The sequence below is a fragment of the Alsobacter sp. R-9 genome (genome assembly GCF_054612375.1).
The window spans coordinates 239,329-254,748 of sequence record NZ_JBTSWJ010000001.1 but is presented as its reverse complement, the minus strand read 5'-3'; the positions used below and the strand labels follow the sequence as shown (position 1 = coordinate 254,748).

Here is a 15,420-nt window from a genome sequence, read left to right as displayed (position 1 = left end):
TCACACGGGGCGCGGGTTCGACTAGCCTCCGCGCCGGTCGAAGGGAACGGGAGCGGTCATGACCACGTCGAACAGTCTCGTCGCACGGGCCGTCGCACTGGTCGGCGGGACGATGGTCGTCCTGCGACGGGCGCGCGATGGCGATGCGAGGCCGGCGTTCGGAGGCGCGCCGGTCATTCCGGAGGCGAAGCCGCAGGGCAAGGTCCCCACGCTGAAGATGCCGACGGCGCGCGGCTGGGAGCCCGGCCATGTTCCCTCCGTGGCATCCGGGCTCAAGGTGAACGCCTTCGCCACCGGGCTGGACCATCCGCGCTGGATCGAGGTGCTCCCATCGGGCGACGTGCTCGTGGCCGAATCGATGAGCGTCCCCGGGCCGCTGAAGTCCCTCTTCGATGTCGCCATCCGCGCCACCATGCGCCGCGCCGGCGCCGTGGGCGTCAGCGCCAACCGGGTGACCAGGCTCCGCGACCGCGACGGCGACGGGGTCGCGGAGGTCTCCGAGGTCTTCCTCAAGGAGCAGCGCCAGCCCTTCGGCATGGCGCTGGCCGGAGACACCTTCTACCTCGGCAACACGGACGGCGTGGTCGCCTTCCCCTTCGACAGGGTCAGCGAGAACACCACGGGACCTGGCCGACGGCTCGTCGAGTTCAAGCCCGGCGGTCACTGGACCCGCAGCCTCCTGCTATCACCCGACGGTTCGAAGCTCTACGCCGGCGTCGGGTCGCTCACCAACATCGCCGACCGCGGCATGGAGGAAGAGAAGGGCCGCGCCTGCATCTATGAACTCGATCTCGCGGCCGGGACCTCCCGCATCTTCGCGGGCGGGTTGCGCAACGCCGTCGGCATGGCCTTCGAGCCGACGACGGGCGTGCTCTGGACGGTGGTCAACGAGCGCGACGGCCTCGGCGACGAGACGCCGCCGGACTACCTGACCTCGGTGGTGGACGGCGGCTTCTACGGCTGGCCCTACTGCTACTGGGACCGGATCGTCGACGACCGCGTGCCGCAGGACCCCGCCCTCGTCGCCCGCGCCATCACCCCGGACTATGCGCTGGGCGGCCACACCGCTTCGCTCGGGCTCTGCTGGCATCCGGCCGGCACGCTTCCCGGCTTCCCGGACGGCATGATCATCGGCCAGCACGGATCGTGGAACCGCAGCACGCTGAGCGGGTACAAGGTCATCTTCGTGCCCTTCGAGAGCGGACGCCCGTCGGGCCCGCCGCGCGACGTGGCCTGGGGATTCCTCGCGCCCGACGAGAGCGTGTCGTACGGCCGCCCCGTCGGGGTCACGCTGGCAAAGGACGGCGCGTTGCTCGTCGCGGACGACGTGGGCAACGTGATCTGGCGGATCACCGGCGCATGACGGGCGCGCCCCTCGCGCGTCAACGGAGGGCGGCGTTGCTTCCGGGCGCCCAGGGCCAGCTTGCCGTCACGCTCATCGCCGGCCTCTGCGCGGCGGCGCCGGCGCTGGCGGAGCCGATCGCGTTGCGCTGCACGCCGCTCGACCCGACGCCGGGCAATCCGGCGAGCCTCGCCGAGGGCGTCTTCCTCGACACGGAGCAGGAGCGCATCGAGATCGCCAGCCCCGGCGACGGCAAGGGTGGCGCGAAAACGTGGGCCTTCCGGAACGCGCCGACGCTTGGTGACCGAATCGCCTTCGTGCGGGACGGTCATCTCGTGGCCGCCGCAGCCCTGCGGAGCGTGCCGCACGCCTTCACCTTCGACCTGCGGACCGGCGCCTTCACGTGGTCGTCCGCCGAGCCGAAGGGTCCTTGGAGCTTCCGCTTCACCTGCCGGCGGGCCTCCTGAGCCGGGTCCGAGGTCCGGCCCGACAGCTTACGCTGACGTTCTCCCCGAAAATCGCCATCGCGCCCGCGCTGAAAAGCCGGGCGAACGGCACCTTTTTGGGCAGTTCCCGCTCGGCCCGGTGAGAATGACGGCCCATCTCGGTGGTCTGGCGAGAAAACACGTGCGTACGACGGGAAAAGCCCTTCGGATCTGTTCGGACGGGAAAATGTCAATCAGTTCGTACAGTTGAAGCTGTCAACCAAATGTGACATTCTGCCGCGGTGGTCGGTGGGGGTTGTCCGCGGAGGTCCCCTCCGCAGCCGGCTGCAACCGACGTGCGGGTTTCGCACGGGGCCTAGCTGCCTGTCTCAAGGAGGCGGAGCATGAATTATGACCCGGACAAGGTCTGGCCGTCTGGCCTGACACTACGGGAAGCCGAGGAACTACATCGTCACGTCATCGACGGGACGCGTATTTTCGGTTTCTTTGCACTGCTTGCGCATATTCTTGCCTTTTTCTACTCACCGTGGCTCGGCTGAGGAGAACAGGACATGAATAACGCCAAGATCTGGCTCGTCGTGAAGCCGACGGTCGGCATCCCGCTCTTTCTGGGTGCCGTGGCTTCGACGTCCCTCTTCGTGCACTACAACCTTCTGAAGAACACGACCTGGCTGCCTGCCTACTATCAGGGCAAGCCGAAGAAGGCCGCGGCTCTCGACGTCCCCACGGGGTCGTTCGCCAACGCCAACGCGGTCGTCGTCTTCAAGGGCGCCGAGGATTCGTCGCAGGCCGTCGTGGTGCTGCCGGACGGCCGCACCGCGCGCGTCGTCTTCGACGAGTCGGGCGAAGCCCGGAAGCGGACGGCCGACGCATCGGCCGTCACGAAGAGCACGCAATAGTCCCTTCGGGATCGCGGCGGCCGGGATCAATCGTTCCGGCCGCTCGCTGCCGCTTCGTCTCTCCGGCGCTCCGCGTCACGCGGGCGGCGACCGGTCGGGGAATGCCATGAACAGCCTGAGCAGCAAGGCCATCGGCGCCTGGGTCAGCCTCGGCCCACGCTTCCTGCCCTTCGCAGACGTCGCGACACCGGACCTCCCCCTGTCGCGACTCCTGCGGCTGTCGCTGTTCCAGGTCACGGTCGGCATGGCGCTCGTCATGCTCGTCGGCACCCTGAACCGCGTGATGATCGTCGAGCTCGACGTGCCCGCCTCGCTCGTCGGCATCATGATCTCGCTGCCGCTGATCTTCGCGCCGTTCCGCGCCCTCATCGGCCATCGGTCCGACGTTCACGCGTCGGCCCTCGGCTGGCGCCGCGTTCCCTTCATCTGGAAGGGCACGATGCTGCAGTTCGGCGGCTTTGCCGTCATGCCTTTCGCGCTGCTCGTGCTGGCCCACCAGGGACAGTCGGCCCACCTGCCCGCCTGGATCGGGCAGGCCGGCGCAGCCGTCGCCTTCCTGCTCGTGGGAGCCGGGCTGCACATGGTGCAGACGGTCGGGCTGGCGCTGGCCACCGACCTCGCGCCGCCGGAGGCGCGGCCCCGCGTCGTCGGCCTCATGTACGTCATGCTGCTCGTCGGCATGATCGTCAGCGCATTCGTGTTCGGCGCCCTGCTCAGCGACTTCACGCCCGGACGGCTCGTCCAGGTGATCCAGGCGGCCGCCGTCGTCACCGTGGTGCTCAACGTCGTCGCCATGTGGAAGCAGGAGTCCCGCGACCGCCGCCGCGCGGCCCTCGCGGAGGCCTCCGCACCCGGGCGCCGGGGGCATTTCCGCGACGCATGGGATGACTTCATCGCCGGCGCCAACGCGCGGCACCGCCTCGTCGCCGTCGGGCTCGGCACCATGGGCTTCGGCATGGCCGACGTGCTGCTCGAGCCCTATGGCGGGCAGGTTCTGGGGCTCGCCGTCGCCGACACGACCAAGCTCACCGCGACCTTCGCCATCGGCGGCCTCGGCGGCTTCTGGCTGGCCTCCCGCGTGCTGAGCCGTGGCTTCGACCCGTTCCGGATGGCGGCGCTGGGAGTACTCGTCGGCATTCCCGCCTTCGGCGCGGTGATCCTCTCGGGTTCGCTGGCCTCCGCGCTCCTCTTCGGCGCGGGCACCTTCTTCGTCGGCTTCGGCGCCGGCTTGTTCGGGCACGGCACGCTGACAGCCACCATGAACATGGCACCGCCCGAGCAGGCCGGGCTGGCGCTCGGCGCCTGGGGCGCCGTGCAGGCCTCCGCCGCAGGCGTCGCCGTCGCGTCGGGGGGCATCATCAGGGATGTCGTGGCTGCGCGTGGCGCTGGACTGGGCGAGGCCACCCCCTACATCGTGGTGTACGGGATCGAGATTGCGCTTCTGCTCGCGACCCTCGTCGCGATGGTCCCCCTGTTCGGGGCCCGAAGGGACAGGGAGGCCTCCGTCATGGCGCTGCCGGAACAGGCGGGCGCCGCGGGAGGCTGAGAAGTCACGAGGCGGGACAGCCCCGGCCACGGGCCGCGGGCTGGAACGGCCGGAGACGCCATTCCGCACGGGGACACTCCCCGTGCCGATGCGACTGGACTGGCGGGACCTCGTCCGGAACGGACGTCGGCCCGGGGTGAAGCGATTGTCGGAGGGGGTCATGACGACCATCATCACGCGATACTACGGAGCCCTCGAGCAGGCGGACGCCGCCATGGCACAGCTCGAGGAAGAGGGCCTCGCCCGCGTCCACATGGACCGGTTCGTGGCCGTGGAAGGCGTCGCCGACGCCATCGTGACCGCGGGGGTCAATCCCTCGTCCGCCGGCGCCTTTGCGGAACGGCTGGCGCAGGGCGGGGCCCTGGTCGTCGTGCGCGCGCCGTTCGGCCAGGCTCTCTGGGCGAGCGATATCCTCGACGCCCATGGCCCGATCGACGCCGGCGTGGAGAACGTCAACCTCTACGTCGAATCGACGCCCAGCCACCCGCAGCGCTACAACAACTATCTGCCGGTGCTTCTGGACAGCGACGCGCTCATACTGTCCGGGCCGTCCTTCCCGGCGATCGCGAAGTCGTGGAGCTTCTCCGGCATGCTCGGCCTGCCAATGCTCTCGAAGAGCCAGGCCCCCAAGGCCAAGCTCATCAGCGGGAGTACGACCCCGTTCTCGTCAGCCCTCGGCCTGCCGCTCCTGACGAAAGAGCGCGAGTCGGCCTGAGACGCTTTCCCCGGCCCGAAGCGAGCGAACCTCGCGCGGCGCCGAGGTCAGGTCGACGACCGTCGAGCGGAAGCCCTGCTCAAGAAGAAGGCGGCCCTTCGGCCGCCTTTGTTCGTTCAACCGGTGCCGGAAGAACCGATCAGCGCGGTTGCATCCGCAGCGCTCCGTCGAGACGGATCGTCTCGCCATTGAGCATCGGGTTGTCGACGATCGCGAGAACGAGGCGCGCGTACTCCTCAGGCTTGCCGAGACGCGAGGGAAAGGGAACGGCGGCGCCGAGGCTGTCCTGCACCTCCTGGGGAAGCCCCCTGAGCATCGGTGTCTCGAAGATCCCCGGCGCGATCGCGCAGACGCGGACGCCGATCGCGGCGAGTTCCCGCGCCGCGGGCAGGGTCAGGCCGACGATGCCCGCCTTCGAGGCCGCATAGGCCGCCTGTCCGATCTGGCCCTCGTAGGCCGCCACGGACGCCGTGGAGATGATCACGCCGCGCTCGCCGCCTTCGAGCGTCGGCAGCGAGGCGGCCTGGGCCGCCACGAGGCGCATCAGGTTGAAACTTCCGATCAGGTTGACCTGGATGACCCTTGCGAAGGCATCGAGCGCCATCGCCCCGTTCTTCCCGACGATCCGCGCGGCGGGCGCGATGCCCGCGCAGTTCACGAGGATCCGTGCCGCGCCATGGGCCTCGCGTGCCGCGGCGACGGCCGATTCGGCGCTGGCGGAATCGGTGACATCGCAGGCGAAGGCGACGCCGCCGATCTCGCGGGCAACGGCCTTGGCACCCTCGACGTTCATGTCGAGGACCGTCACGCGCGCGCCGGCTCCGGCGAGGGCCCGGGCGGTTGCGGCGCCGAGGCCGGACGCGCCTCCGGTGACGATGGCGGGAACAGAGTCGAGCTTCATCGAGCACTCCCTTTTCCGCGGGGGATGATCCCGACGGACAGGGGTCAATCGACCACAATGGCGCGCCCGGTCAAGGGAAAGCGCCGGCCGTCCTAGATCTCGAAGACGTCGACGACCCCCGTCCGGGATCGCTCGATAGCCCGGGCCAGACTGGAGGCGCCGAAGGGGATGATGAGGTTCGAGGGCATCTCGCGCCCCTCGTTCGTCAGCCGCGTGTATTCGAACTGGGTGAGCGCAAGCACGAAGGGCACTTCGGCGAGCGAGGGCGTGCTCTGCATCAGCGCCCAGAGCCCATATCCGTTGACGGGCGCCTGCCCGTACGTCGCCACCACCACCGCCGGTCGGAGCCGCTTAAGCTCGCGTACCGCATCGGTGCCGGATGTCACGCCCTCGGTGTCGTAGCCGAGTTCGACGAGAAGGGATTTCAGGACGGAAAGCGTGGCCCGGTCGCGAGCGACGGCGAGCCCAAGTCCGCTGGCCACCGACATCGTCCCCCTCCCTGACCACAACCACCAGTTGCACGGTCTTGCCATGCGGTATCTTGACATCTGGTAAGCGACGCTGGGCGACTTGATCAAATAGCCGAGAGGGGGCGTCCGTAGTCGTCCGGAGCCGCCCCCCCGCGGGCAATGTGACGGCGTCACCGACCCGCCGGCCCGAGTCGGCTCAAATGGCCGCGTTCCCGGAGAGGGGACGCCAGCTCAGGGGAGATCAGCATGACCGCCAATGTCGGAGGCATCGACCGCATCCTGCGGATCGTCGTCGGCCTCGCCCTCATCGTCCTTGCCGCCACCGGCACCGTCGGCCTGTGGGGCTGGATCGGCGTGGTGCCGCTCGCGACCGCGCTGATGGGCTTCTGCCCGGCCTACACGCTTCTGGGCCTCAACACCTGCCCGGTGAAGAGCGCCAACTGAGCGGGACGTCACGGCGCCTTGCCCTTGGTCAAGGCGCCGGCCCGCCCGACCGGCCATCACTCCGGTGGTGATCCGGGACCAGGCCCGAATTGACCGCCGGGCATGGCCGGCGGTGGAAGCAGCACGAGAGACATCCGCATGTCCGACGGCGAGACTCATATCGAGGGCCCACTCTACGCCGCTCGCAGGCAGATCTACCCGCAGGCCGTGAGCGGGACGTTCCGGCGGATCAAGTGGGCCATCCTCGCCCTGTCACTCGGCGTCTACTACCTGCTGCCCTTCGTGCGGTGGGACAGGGGCCCGAACCTGCCGGACCAGGCCGTCCTCGTCGATTTCCCGCGGCGGCGCTTCTACTTCTTCTTCATCGAGCTCTGGCCGCAGGAAATCTACTTCTTCACCGGCCTCCTCGTCGTCGCGGCGATGACGCTCTTCCTGATGAACGCGGTCGCCGGGCGCATCTGGTGCGGGTACATGTGCCCGCAGACCGTGTGGACCGACCTCTTCTACGCGGTCGAGCGCTGGGTCGAGGGCGACCGACGCGAGAGGATGCGCAAGGACAAGGGGCCCTGGGATCTCGAGATCGTCTCGCAGAAGATCCTGAAACACACGATCTGGCTGATGATCGCGTGGTGGACGGGTGGAGCCTGGGTGCTCTACTTCTCCGATGCGCCGACGCTGGTGCGCGAACTCGCCACGTTTCAGGCGCCGCTCGTCGCCTATCTCTGGATCGCCATCCTCACCTTCACCACCTACGCGCTCGCCGGCCACATGCGCGAGCAGGTGTGCATCTACATGTGCCCGTGGCCGCGAATCCAGGCGGCGCTCACCGACGAGTACGCGCTGAACGTCACCTACAGGAAGGACCGCGGCGAACCGAGGATGTCGGTCAAGAAGGCCGAGCATGCGCGCGCCGCAGGCGAACACGTTGGTGACTGTGTCGACTGCCACCAGTGCGTGGCCGTCTGCCCGACGGGGGTGGACATCCGCAACGGCCTGCAGCTGGGCTGCATCCAGTGCGGGCTCTGCATCGACGCCTGCGACACCGTGATGACGCAGATCGGTCGGCCCACGGGACTGATCGGCTACGACACGGACATGAACATGGAGCGCCGCGCTCGTGGCGAGCCTCCTGTCTACCGGGTGGTCCGGCCACGGACGATGCTGTACGTCGCCATCATCGCGGCCGTGCTCGGCATCATGGGCTATGCGCTGGCGACGAGGGTCACGATGGACATCAACGTCCTTCACGACCGCAACCCCCTGTTCACCCGGCTTTCGGACGGAGGCGTCCGCAACGGCTACACCGTACGCCTGCTCAACAAGGCGGCCGAGGACCGGACGTTCGAGATCGCGGTGGAGGGCCTGCCGCAGGCCGTCGTCACGATCGTCGGCGAGCCCCCTGCGGCGGATGGCCGTAACCTGGTGACCGTCGGCCCCGACCAGACCCGCGAGATCCGCGTGCTGCTGTCCGTGCCGCGCGGCGCGATACCCGAGCGCTCCACCGATGTCGTCTTCCGGGCAACTGCGCCGTCGGGAGAGGCGACGAAGGCCCGCGAACACTTCATTCCGAACTGACCGCGGACGACGCCGGCGGCGCCTCGGCGGCGCCGGCCATGCCGCACTGCAGCACAACTTTGGTAGTATTTTTGCGTTGCAGCAAAGTCGCGCTCGTTGTGCGGCGACAAAGACCGGGAGGATCGTCCGTGCGAGGCACGGAAGCATCACGACCGGAGACCTCAGATGACGCGCAACGTCGGCGGGTTCGACCGCCTCATCCGCTTCTACCTCGGACTGGCGATGGTGGCCGTCGCCCTTCCCTACTGGGCGCCGCAGACCGGCTGGAACTGGATCGGCTGGCTCGGCGTCCTGCCCATGCTGAGCGCGGTGGCGGGCAGCTGCAAGTTGTACAAGGTCGCCGGGATCTCGACCTGCGCGGCCCGCTGACGCCTCGCATTCACTCTCCCGGGCCGGGCGGAAACCCGTTCCGCCCTCCCGGCCCCGGAGCGCTGGTTCGTATCAGGCGCGCAAGGCCGTGTCCGCGCCGCGTGACACTAGCACGCGCCCACCCCGCTTGACCCCAGGCCCCTTGGGTACGTAATTCTCCCATTGGATCGCTTGCCACGCTCGCCGGCGCGGGGCAGGATTCTGACGGGGCGAGGGTTGAGACGGGCATGGGCGAACCGGACCAGCACGAGAGCGCGACCATGTCCGTGTCGGCGGCGCGGCTGGAAAGTGTCCTGGACACGGCGGTGGACGCCATCCTCGTGATCAACGAGCGGGCGCAGATCCTCGTCTTCAACCGTGCCTGCGAGAAGCTGTTCGGCTATTCGCCGAAGGAGGCGCTCGGCCGCAACATCAGGTTGATCATGCCGTCCGACTATTCGTCGGCGCACGACGTCTACATGCACAACTACATGACCACCGGCCACCGCCGCATCATCGGCATCGGCCGGGAGGTGCGCGCCCGGCACAGGGACGGCACGGAGTTCCCCGTCGAGCTGTCGGTGGGAGAGACCGAAACCCCGGAAGGCCGTCAGTTCATCGGCATCATCCGCGACCTGCGCCCCCGCAAGGAACAGGAGCGTCGGGTCAACGAGCTCCAGGCGGATCTCGTCCACATGGCCCGCGTCTCGGCCATGGACGAGATGGGCGCCGCCCTCGCGCACGAGCTGAACCAGCCGCTCACCGCCATCATGCTCTACCTGCAGGCTGCCAACAGGACGCTGGCCCGCAGCGAGACGGGCATGCCCACCTCGCCGGAGGTGTTCCGGCAAGTGCTGGAGAAGGCCGTCCATGAAGCGGAACGGGCGGGCGGAATCATCAGCCGGATGCGCCAGTTCGTGGAGAAACGGGAGCCGCAGCGCCGGACCGTCGACCTCAATGCGGTGGTCGAGGAGGCGGTGGAGCTGACGCTCCTCGGTCTTCGAACCGACGCCCGCATGGAGCGCAGCTTTTCCCGCAACTTGCCACCGGCGGTCCTCGACCCCATCCAGATCCAGCAGATCGTCGTCAACCTCCTGCGCAATGCGTTCGAGGCCCTGAAGGGCCGGCAGGACGGGATCGTCAGGGTCAGCACCGAGCGGCAGGGCGACACGTTCGTGATTGCCGTGGAGGACAACGGTCCGGGTCTGCCGGCCTCCATGGTCCCGACGCTCTTCAAGGCGTTCTCGTCCTCGAAGCGGACCGGCATGGGCCTCGGCCTGTCGATCTCGCGGGCGATTGCCCAGAACCATGCGGGCGACCTGACGGTCGATCCCGGCGGCGACGGCCGGGGCGCGCGGTTCGAACTGCGTCTGCCCGTCGTGGCCGAGGCCGAGACGGACGACGACACGGAAGAAACCCCCACCACCGCCCGCGACCTTCGATCGGCGGGGAGCGGAGCAGAAGCATGAGCAGTGCGATCGCCATCGAAGGCGAAATCTTCATCGTCGACGATGATTCGGCCGTCCGGGACGCGCTGCGCCTCGTCTTCGAGCTCGAGGGCTACCGCGTCGCAGCCTTTCCCGACGGACCGTCGTTCCTCGCCGCGGCGAAGCTTCGCACACCCGCCTGCGTGATCCTCGACGTCCACATGCCCGGTCGCTCGGGCCTCGACATCCTGAGCGAGCTCGGCCCGCACTACGCGGCGCCGATCTTCATGATCTCCGGCCAGGGCGACATCCCGATGGCGGTCGAGGCGATCAAGCAGGGCGCCCACGACTTCGTCGAAAAGCCCTTCGACGCGGACACGGTGGTCGAGCGGGTGCGCGAGGCCATCCTCGCCCGCCAGCGCACCACGGAGCCCACCCTCGGCGCCTTCGTCGGCGAGGAGCAGCTGACGCCCCGCGAGCGCGAGGTGCTGGAGCGGATCGCGCTGGGAGCGTCGAACAAGGAGGCTGGCCGGCAGCTCGGCATCAGCCCCCGCACGATCGAGGTCCATCGCGCCCGGATCATGGAGAAGCTCGGCGCGCGCAACACCGCCGACCTCGTCCGCATCGTCTATTCGGACGCAAGGCGCCACTGACGGGGCAGGCGGGCTCCGCAGTCCTACGGGCTATCGCCCGACACGAAACCGGCCCACACTTTCCTTCATCCCCCGATGCAGGAGCTGCGGCGACGCGGTGCGTCCGCGTCCAGGCCGTCAGTGACACTACCTATGGTCCGCCTCCCGCTTGAGACATTATCTTTGATCATGATCAAGCGTGAGCTCGGCTCGGAGGAGGCATGCCTCCAACTCCCCGGCGGACCTCTTCGGATCAGGTGATACCGTGGCCGTGCACATTGTCGAAGACGACCCGGGAGTGAGCGATTCATTGCTCACCTTCCTGCGCGGCATGGGCCACGTCGTCCACGCCTATCCGGATGCTGAAAGTTTTTTCGAGGCGGCGCCGCCGCGATCGGACGACATCATCATCGTCGACCTCCTTCTCCCCGGCATCAGCGGCGCCGGCGTGATCCGCTGGCTGCAGGAAATGAAGGATCCGCCGCGCGTCATCGCCATCACCGGCCAGTCGCAGGTGGCGATCGCGAAACAGATTCGCGGCCTCGACGGGATCGAGCTGTTCCGCAAGCCGCTGTCGGGCGAGATCATCGCCCAGATCGTCTGAGACGGCCTCCCCGAAACATTCCCCTTTCGATGTCCGTAGCAGTGCTTACGCACGCTTCCCGATGCACAATTCGAGGAGCGCCGGTTAGCTTTTGATCAACCGGGAAATCTCCCGCCCGGACCGGCTAAGGCCAATGGCGGCCTGACGGTCCGCTGTTCCGGAACCCTGCCATGTCCCTCGACACCCGCAGCCAAGACCCCCGCTCGGAACACCGTCTCCCGGACTACGACCGTGACCGCACTCCGCCCAAGCACGACGCGCGCTGGACGCTAGGGATCTCCCGCCAAGACCGCGCCGCCGAGCCGGCCGAGAAGCCCGGACGCCACCTCGATTTCGAACCGCGCTCCACCGTCATCGACGAGGGTGACGACGCCCGTGCCGTCTATGTCATTCTCGAGGGCGCGGTGATGCTGTCGAAGCTCCTCCCGGACGGACGCCGCCAGATCATCGAGCTTCTGGGCTCGGGCGACGTCTTCGGCCTGACGACCACCCGCCTTCACGACGTCTGCGCCGAGACGCTCACCCCCGCCCGCATCGTCGCCTACGACCGCGCCACCGTCGACGGCTCGCCGGCGGTCCAGGCCCTCATCGCGGAGCGCATGAAGGCGCAGATGTGCGCCCTGCATGACCACGCCGTGCTCCTTGGCCGCAAGTCCGCGATCGAGCGCGTCGCCACGTTCCTCATGCGGCTCGTGCCGAATCGCGGCGGGCAGGGCTGCGTCGGCCCGGCCGGCAAGGACCAGGTCAACGTCCGCGTGCCGCTCACGCGCCAGGAGATCGCCGACTATCTCGGCCTCACGCTGGAAACCGTCAGCCGGGCCTTCTCGCATCTGCGGCGCGAAGGACTGCTCGTCTACGGACGTCACGACGAGGTCATGATCGCCAACGTGTGCAGGCTCTGCAAGGTCACGGGCTCGCACTGACCACCCGCTGCGGCCGCCAGCCGGCCGTTGTCCCGGGGGCACCTCCTCGCCCCCGACTTCCTCCCGCAGACACACTAGGCCGCCCTCCGGGCGGCCTTTTTCTTTGGCTGGCCGGCGGCGACGGCCGCTGCCGATGGATGGGCGCGCGTTCGGCGGAGGCATCGAGCGGACCTCCGCGTGGTGCGGCGACGGCGCAGGACGGCCGGGCGCCAGGACCCAAGGGCTCCACCATCTGGAAGAGGGAGCAGGCCGGCGCTTCGGCGCTCACCAGCCCTGCAAAAAGGGAAGCACCCGGCACGGCTCCCCCGAGACCGTGCCGGGCGCCCCGGCCCACGGCGCAGTGTAACGCCATGGATTCGCTGTCGACGGCCGTCTCTCCCGGCCCTGCGCCGCCGCCCTTCCGGGGGCCTCGCCGGCGGGGTGTCCCCTGCCGTCCACGATGGTCGTAATTTGACGCGCGCCGGTGCGGCCTTCATTGATCGAGGTCAACCGCCCCGCCTCGCAGCAGATTTTTCGAGCCCATGGCCTCTGCCCCGCCCCATCGGTCGACACTCGCGGGGGTGCTGCGCGGTGCCCTGGCCCAGGCATGGCCGATCGGCGCGGCCCTCGCCGGCGGCTGGCTGTGCGATCGGGCCGGCGTGGCCGCGCCCTGGCTGACGGGCTCGATGATCGCCACCATCGTGCTCGGCGCCCTGAGGCTGGCGCCGCCGATGGTCCCCACGCTGCGCGACCTCGCGATGCTGCTCGCGGGGACCACCATGGGCGCATCCGTCACTCCGGAGGCCGTGTCGGCCATCGCCACCTTCCCCGTCAGCCTTGCCCTGCTGGCGCTGGGGATGATCACCATCCTCGCCTCGTCGACGGTGATTCTGGTGCGGTTCTGCGGCTGGCCGCTGCGCGACGCGTTCTTCGCCTCTGCGCCCGGATCGCTGACCGCGGTGCTCATCATCGCGGCCTCCGTCCGGGCCAACGTCGCGCGGATCGCGTTGCTCCAGACCTGCAGGATCTTCGTGCTGGTGATGATCCTGCCGACCGCCATCACGGCCGTGGAGAATGCCGCGCCGCCGCCATCGGCGGTCCCCGTGAACATGGGCGCCGGTGCTCTGGCCGTCGTGTTCGCGGCGGCCTTCGCCGGATCGTGGTTGTTCGAACGCCTGCGGATCGCCGGCCCGATGATCATGGGCGCGATGGCCGCCAGTGCCCTGCTCACGGGGACGGGAACGGTCACCGGCGCCATGCCCCAGCCGATCGTCATCCTCGGCTTCGTGCTGGTCGGCGTGTTCATCGGCCAGCGCTTCCGGGCGGTGAACGCCGCCGAGCTGGTCCGCATCCTGCCGGCGACGGCACTGTCGGTGACGACGGCACTCACCGTGGCCGCCGCCTTCGCCTGGCTGGTGACGATGATCGTCGACGTGGAGTTCGGTCCCGCGGCGATCGCCTTCGCGCCCGGCGGGCTCGAGGCGATGACGGTGCTGGCCGTCGCCCTCGGATTGGACCCGCTCTACGTGAGCGTGCACCACCTCTTCCGCTTCGTCTTCGTGGCCGTGCTCGTGCCGTTCGTGATCCGGATGCGCCCCGAGATCGCCCGGGCCGACGCGGACTGAACCGGAACGGGAGCGGCCGCGTTCCCCGTGCAGCCGCACGATCGTTCCGGAGACGATTCCCTCGTTCCGGAGGAGCCGCTACCGTTCGGCAGGCTGATTCGAAACTAGGGGTTGTTCATGCGACTCGTGATCGTCACCGCTGCCGCGGCTCTGCTCGCCGGCTGCGCCACCGGACCCGGTCCGACCGTGATCTCCTACGACGGAGAGTTCCGTGGCGCCGTCGTGGCCCGAAACGACGTGCCGCTGTCGGCGCGCTACACGGGGATGTGCGAATCGCCGCCCAAGCGGTGGGCCCACGGCTGGTACCGCACCTATTCCTGCGCGCCGGTCACCGCACCGGCGACGGTGCGCGCGAAGTACTGACCCGCTCGGCGGCGTACCGCCCGCTCAGCAGCCCTGCGACGGACAGATCCGCCCCGGGATCGGCGGGAACGGATCGCGCGTCGGCGGCATGATGGGCGGTCGCACCGCGTCGCGGCGCATGATCGTGAGGTTCCGGTCCAGCGCCTTCTGGTTCTGGCGCATCGCCCGGGGATCGGCCGAACCCGGTGGCGCGGGCATCACCGGCTGCTCGATGTCGTAGTCGGTCAGCGGCGTCAGCTGCGGCGCACGCCGATTGGCGGGCGCGGTGGGGAATGACGGCTTCGCCTGCCCGGACGCCTCCGCCTCCTTCAGCTTGCGGATCTTCGCGTCGACGCAGTCGCGATAGCCGGGCTGGCCCCAGGTGCAGTCCTGGGCCAGGGCCGGCCGGGCTGCGACGAAGCCGGCGACGGCCATAGCAGTCGCCAGCGCCGTCCTCGTCCAGCCGGATGATGCCGTCATGATCGTCACTCCGTCGGCCGCCCGGCGGCCGCTGTCTGTGCCCAGATGGGCATGCCGCTCCGGTTTCCGGAGTCCGTGATGATCCTCAGCCCTTCGCCTCGGCGAGGCGCAGGTGGTGCGCCGGATCAGGCCTTCCTGGCGAGGAGATCGCGGATCTCTGTCAGCAGCACCTCCTCCTTCGTCGGCGGCGGCGGGGCGGCGGGAGCCGCGGCAGCCTGGTTGCGGCGCAGCTGGTTGATGCCCTTCACGACGATGAACAGCGCCCACGCGACGATGACGAAGGTCACCACGTTGGTGAGGAAGCTGCCGTAGCCGAAGACGGCACCCGCCTTCTTCGCCTCCTCGTAGGCCATGCCGCCCTTCACCGCCGAGGACAGCGGCAGATAGTAGTTCGAGAAGTCGAGCCCGCCGGTGATCGCGCCGATGACCGGCATGATGAGGTCGCCGACGATGGAGTCGACGATCTTGGTGAAGGCGGCGCCGATGACCACGCCCACGGCGAGGTCGACGACGTTCCCCTTCATCGCGAAATCCTTGAACTCCTGAATGATGGCCATGGCCCCTCCTCGTGCACTCTCTCCGGGCACGTCCGTCCCCGACGCGCCTGCCGCGACAAGTCGTGAACCGGGATCGACGATTGTCAAGCCGCCGGCGGCAGCGTCATCCGGGTTGACAGCGACTTCCGCCGCGCCGCCCTCGGTTATACAGTGCCGATGGCGGCT

The 15,420-nt window shown here is 68.9% G+C and carries 19 protein-coding genes; 15 read left to right on the top strand and 4 right to left on the bottom strand.

Annotated features, from left to right (window positions below; genetic code table 11):
• Positions 1 to 58 precede the first annotated feature (58 nt).
• The 6 genes from ACX9GQ_RS01245 to ACX9GQ_RS01220 all read left to right on the top strand — a co-directional run bounded on the left by ACX9GQ_RS01245 (position 59) and on the right by ACX9GQ_RS01220 (position 4,948).
• Positions 59 to 1,363 carry a PQQ-dependent sugar dehydrogenase gene (locus tag ACX9GQ_RS01245; RefSeq protein WP_459627706.1) on the top strand — a complete coding sequence of 435 codons (1,305 nt, stop codon included), beginning with the start codon at positions 59 to 61 and terminating at the stop codon, positions 1,361 to 1,363.
• Entirely contained in the window at positions 1,360 to 1,809 is a 450-nt protein-coding gene (locus ACX9GQ_RS01240) for a hypothetical protein (protein ID WP_459627705.1), read from the top strand. The genes ACX9GQ_RS01245 and ACX9GQ_RS01240 overlap by 4 nt, the downstream gene beginning before the upstream one ends.
• 362 nt (positions 1,810 to 2,171) lie before the next feature.
• Positions 2,172 to 2,327 (top strand): light-harvesting protein, encoded by a 156-nt coding sequence (locus tag ACX9GQ_RS01235; protein ID WP_459627704.1) that lies wholly within the window; start codon positions 2,172 to 2,174, stop codon positions 2,325 to 2,327.
• Between the two features lie 12 nt (positions 2,328 to 2,339).
• The gene (locus ACX9GQ_RS01230; protein ID WP_459627703.1) at positions 2,340 to 2,687 is read left to right on the top strand and encodes a light-harvesting protein; all 348 of its coding nucleotides are present in this window, start codon (positions 2,340 to 2,342) and stop codon (positions 2,685 to 2,687) included.
• 106 nt (positions 2,688 to 2,793) lie between these two features.
• A complete protein-coding gene (locus tag ACX9GQ_RS01225) occupies positions 2,794 to 4,233 on the top strand; it encodes a PucC family protein (protein ID WP_459627702.1) in 1,440 nt (479 codons plus the stop codon).
• Positions 4,234 to 4,393: 160 nt separating this feature from the next.
• Positions 4,394 to 4,948: a hypothetical protein gene (locus ACX9GQ_RS01220; RefSeq protein WP_459627701.1), complete on the top strand. Its 555-nt coding sequence runs from the start codon at positions 4,394 to 4,396 to the stop codon at positions 4,946 to 4,948.
• A 139-nt stretch (positions 4,949 to 5,087) separates the two neighbouring features.
• On the opposite strand, the gene ACX9GQ_RS01215 is transcribed toward ACX9GQ_RS01220, so the two are convergent.
• The gene (locus tag ACX9GQ_RS01215; protein WP_459627700.1) at positions 5,088 to 5,849 is read right to left on the bottom strand and encodes an SDR family NAD(P)-dependent oxidoreductase; all 762 of its coding nucleotides are present in this window, start codon (positions 5,847 to 5,849) and stop codon (positions 5,088 to 5,090) included.
• 92 nt (positions 5,850 to 5,941) lie between these two features.
• The gene (locus ACX9GQ_RS01210; RefSeq protein WP_459627699.1) at positions 5,942 to 6,337 is read right to left on the bottom strand and encodes a hypothetical protein; all 396 of its coding nucleotides are present in this window, start codon (positions 6,335 to 6,337) and stop codon (positions 5,942 to 5,944) included.
• 228 nt (positions 6,338 to 6,565) lie between these two features.
• Between ACX9GQ_RS01210 and ACX9GQ_RS01205 the strand changes: the two genes are divergently transcribed.
• The 9 genes from ACX9GQ_RS01205 (at position 6,566) to ACX9GQ_RS01165 (ending at position 14,239) form a co-directional block, all read left to right on the top strand.
• The gene (locus tag ACX9GQ_RS01205; RefSeq protein ID WP_459627698.1) at positions 6,566 to 6,763 is read left to right on the top strand and encodes a YgaP family membrane protein; all 198 of its coding nucleotides are present in this window, start codon (positions 6,566 to 6,568) and stop codon (positions 6,761 to 6,763) included.
• Between the two features lie 138 nt (positions 6,764 to 6,901).
• Complete coding sequence (gene ccoG / locus ACX9GQ_RS01200; RefSeq protein WP_459627697.1) at positions 6,902 to 8,338, top strand: cytochrome c oxidase accessory protein CcoG; 1,437 nt, start codon at positions 6,902 to 6,904, stop codon at positions 8,336 to 8,338.
• Between the two features lie 165 nt (positions 8,339 to 8,503).
• Entirely contained in the window at positions 8,504 to 8,707 is a 204-nt protein-coding gene (locus tag ACX9GQ_RS01195) for a YgaP family membrane protein (RefSeq protein ID WP_459627696.1), read from the top strand.
• Positions 8,708 to 8,934: 227 nt separating this feature from the next.
• Positions 8,935 to 10,155: a two-component system sensor histidine kinase NtrB gene (locus ACX9GQ_RS01190; protein ID WP_459627695.1), complete on the top strand. Its 1,221-nt coding sequence runs from the start codon at positions 8,935 to 8,937 to the stop codon at positions 10,153 to 10,155.
• A complete protein-coding gene (locus ACX9GQ_RS01185) occupies positions 10,152 to 10,766 on the top strand; it encodes a response regulator transcription factor (protein ID WP_459627694.1) in 615 nt (204 codons plus the stop codon). The genes ACX9GQ_RS01190 and ACX9GQ_RS01185 overlap by 4 nt, the downstream gene beginning before the upstream one ends.
• Before the next feature lie 178 nt (positions 10,767 to 10,944).
• A complete protein-coding gene (locus ACX9GQ_RS01180; RefSeq protein ID WP_459627693.1) occupies positions 10,945 to 11,349 on the top strand; it encodes a response regulator in 405 nt (134 codons plus the stop codon).
• A gap of 170 nt (positions 11,350 to 11,519) precedes the next feature.
• A complete protein-coding gene (locus ACX9GQ_RS01175) occupies positions 11,520 to 12,272 on the top strand; it encodes a Crp/Fnr family transcriptional regulator (RefSeq protein WP_459627692.1) in 753 nt (250 codons plus the stop codon).
• Between the two features lie 521 nt (positions 12,273 to 12,793).
• The gene (locus ACX9GQ_RS01170; protein ID WP_459627691.1) at positions 12,794 to 13,876 is read left to right on the top strand and encodes an AbrB family transcriptional regulator; all 1,083 of its coding nucleotides are present in this window, start codon (positions 12,794 to 12,796) and stop codon (positions 13,874 to 13,876) included.
• A gap of 117 nt (positions 13,877 to 13,993) precedes the next feature.
• Complete coding sequence (locus tag ACX9GQ_RS01165; RefSeq protein WP_459627690.1) at positions 13,994 to 14,239, top strand: hypothetical protein; 246 nt, start codon at positions 13,994 to 13,996, stop codon at positions 14,237 to 14,239.
• Positions 14,240 to 14,263: 24 nt separating this feature from the next.
• Here ACX9GQ_RS01165 and ACX9GQ_RS01160 read toward each other — a convergent pair whose 3' ends face one another.
• Both ACX9GQ_RS01160 and mscL read right to left on the bottom strand, forming a co-directional pair.
• The gene (locus tag ACX9GQ_RS01160) at positions 14,264 to 14,698 is read right to left on the bottom strand and encodes a hypothetical protein (protein ID WP_459627689.1); all 435 of its coding nucleotides are present in this window, start codon (positions 14,696 to 14,698) and stop codon (positions 14,264 to 14,266) included.
• 125 nt (positions 14,699 to 14,823) lie between these two features.
• Positions 14,824 to 15,249 carry a large conductance mechanosensitive channel protein MscL gene (mscL, locus tag ACX9GQ_RS01155; protein WP_459627995.1) on the bottom strand — a complete coding sequence of 142 codons (426 nt, stop codon included), beginning with the start codon at positions 15,247 to 15,249 and terminating at the stop codon, positions 14,824 to 14,826.
• Between the last annotated feature and the right edge of the window lie 171 nt (positions 15,250 to 15,420).

What these genes read in the sequence shown, in the direction of transcription:
- ACX9GQ_RS01245 (WP_459627706.1), top strand. Translation starts at nt 59, where the DNA reads ATGACCACGTCGAACAGTCTCGTCGCACGGGCCGTCGCACTGGTCGGC.
- ACX9GQ_RS01240 (WP_459627705.1), top strand. Translation starts at nt 1,360, where the DNA reads ATGACGGGCGCGCCCCTCGCGCGTCAACGGAGGGCGGCGTTGCTTCCG.
- ACX9GQ_RS01235 (WP_459627704.1), top strand. Translation starts at nt 2,172, where the DNA reads ATGAATTATGACCCGGACAAGGTCTGGCCGTCTGGCCTGACACTACGG.
- ACX9GQ_RS01230 (WP_459627703.1), top strand. Translation starts at nt 2,340, where the DNA reads ATGAATAACGCCAAGATCTGGCTCGTCGTGAAGCCGACGGTCGGCATC.
- ACX9GQ_RS01225 (WP_459627702.1), top strand. Translation starts at nt 2,794, where the DNA reads ATGAACAGCCTGAGCAGCAAGGCCATCGGCGCCTGGGTCAGCCTCGGC.
- ACX9GQ_RS01220 (WP_459627701.1), top strand. Translation starts at nt 4,394, where the DNA reads ATGACGACCATCATCACGCGATACTACGGAGCCCTCGAGCAGGCGGAC.
- ACX9GQ_RS01215 (WP_459627700.1), bottom strand. Translation starts at nt 5,849, where the DNA reads ATGAAGCTCGACTCTGTTCCCGCCATCGTCACCGGAGGCGCGTCCGGC.
- ACX9GQ_RS01210 (WP_459627699.1), bottom strand. Translation starts at nt 6,337, where the DNA reads ATGTCGGTGGCCAGCGGACTTGGGCTCGCCGTCGCTCGCGACCGGGCC.
- ACX9GQ_RS01205 (WP_459627698.1), top strand. Translation starts at nt 6,566, where the DNA reads ATGACCGCCAATGTCGGAGGCATCGACCGCATCCTGCGGATCGTCGTC.
- ccoG (WP_459627697.1), top strand. Translation starts at nt 6,902, where the DNA reads ATGTCCGACGGCGAGACTCATATCGAGGGCCCACTCTACGCCGCTCGC.
- ACX9GQ_RS01195 (WP_459627696.1), top strand. Translation starts at nt 8,504, where the DNA reads ATGACGCGCAACGTCGGCGGGTTCGACCGCCTCATCCGCTTCTACCTC.
- ACX9GQ_RS01190 (WP_459627695.1), top strand. Translation starts at nt 8,935, where the DNA reads ATGGGCGAACCGGACCAGCACGAGAGCGCGACCATGTCCGTGTCGGCG.
- ACX9GQ_RS01185 (WP_459627694.1), top strand. Translation starts at nt 10,152, where the DNA reads ATGAGCAGTGCGATCGCCATCGAAGGCGAAATCTTCATCGTCGACGAT.
- ACX9GQ_RS01175 (WP_459627692.1), top strand. Translation starts at nt 11,520, where the DNA reads ATGTCCCTCGACACCCGCAGCCAAGACCCCCGCTCGGAACACCGTCTC.
- ACX9GQ_RS01170 (WP_459627691.1), top strand. Translation starts at nt 12,794, where the DNA reads ATGGCCTCTGCCCCGCCCCATCGGTCGACACTCGCGGGGGTGCTGCGC.
- ACX9GQ_RS01165 (WP_459627690.1), top strand. Translation starts at nt 13,994, where the DNA reads ATGCGACTCGTGATCGTCACCGCTGCCGCGGCTCTGCTCGCCGGCTGC.
- ACX9GQ_RS01160 (WP_459627689.1), bottom strand. Translation starts at nt 14,698, where the DNA reads ATGACGGCATCATCCGGCTGGACGAGGACGGCGCTGGCGACTGCTATG.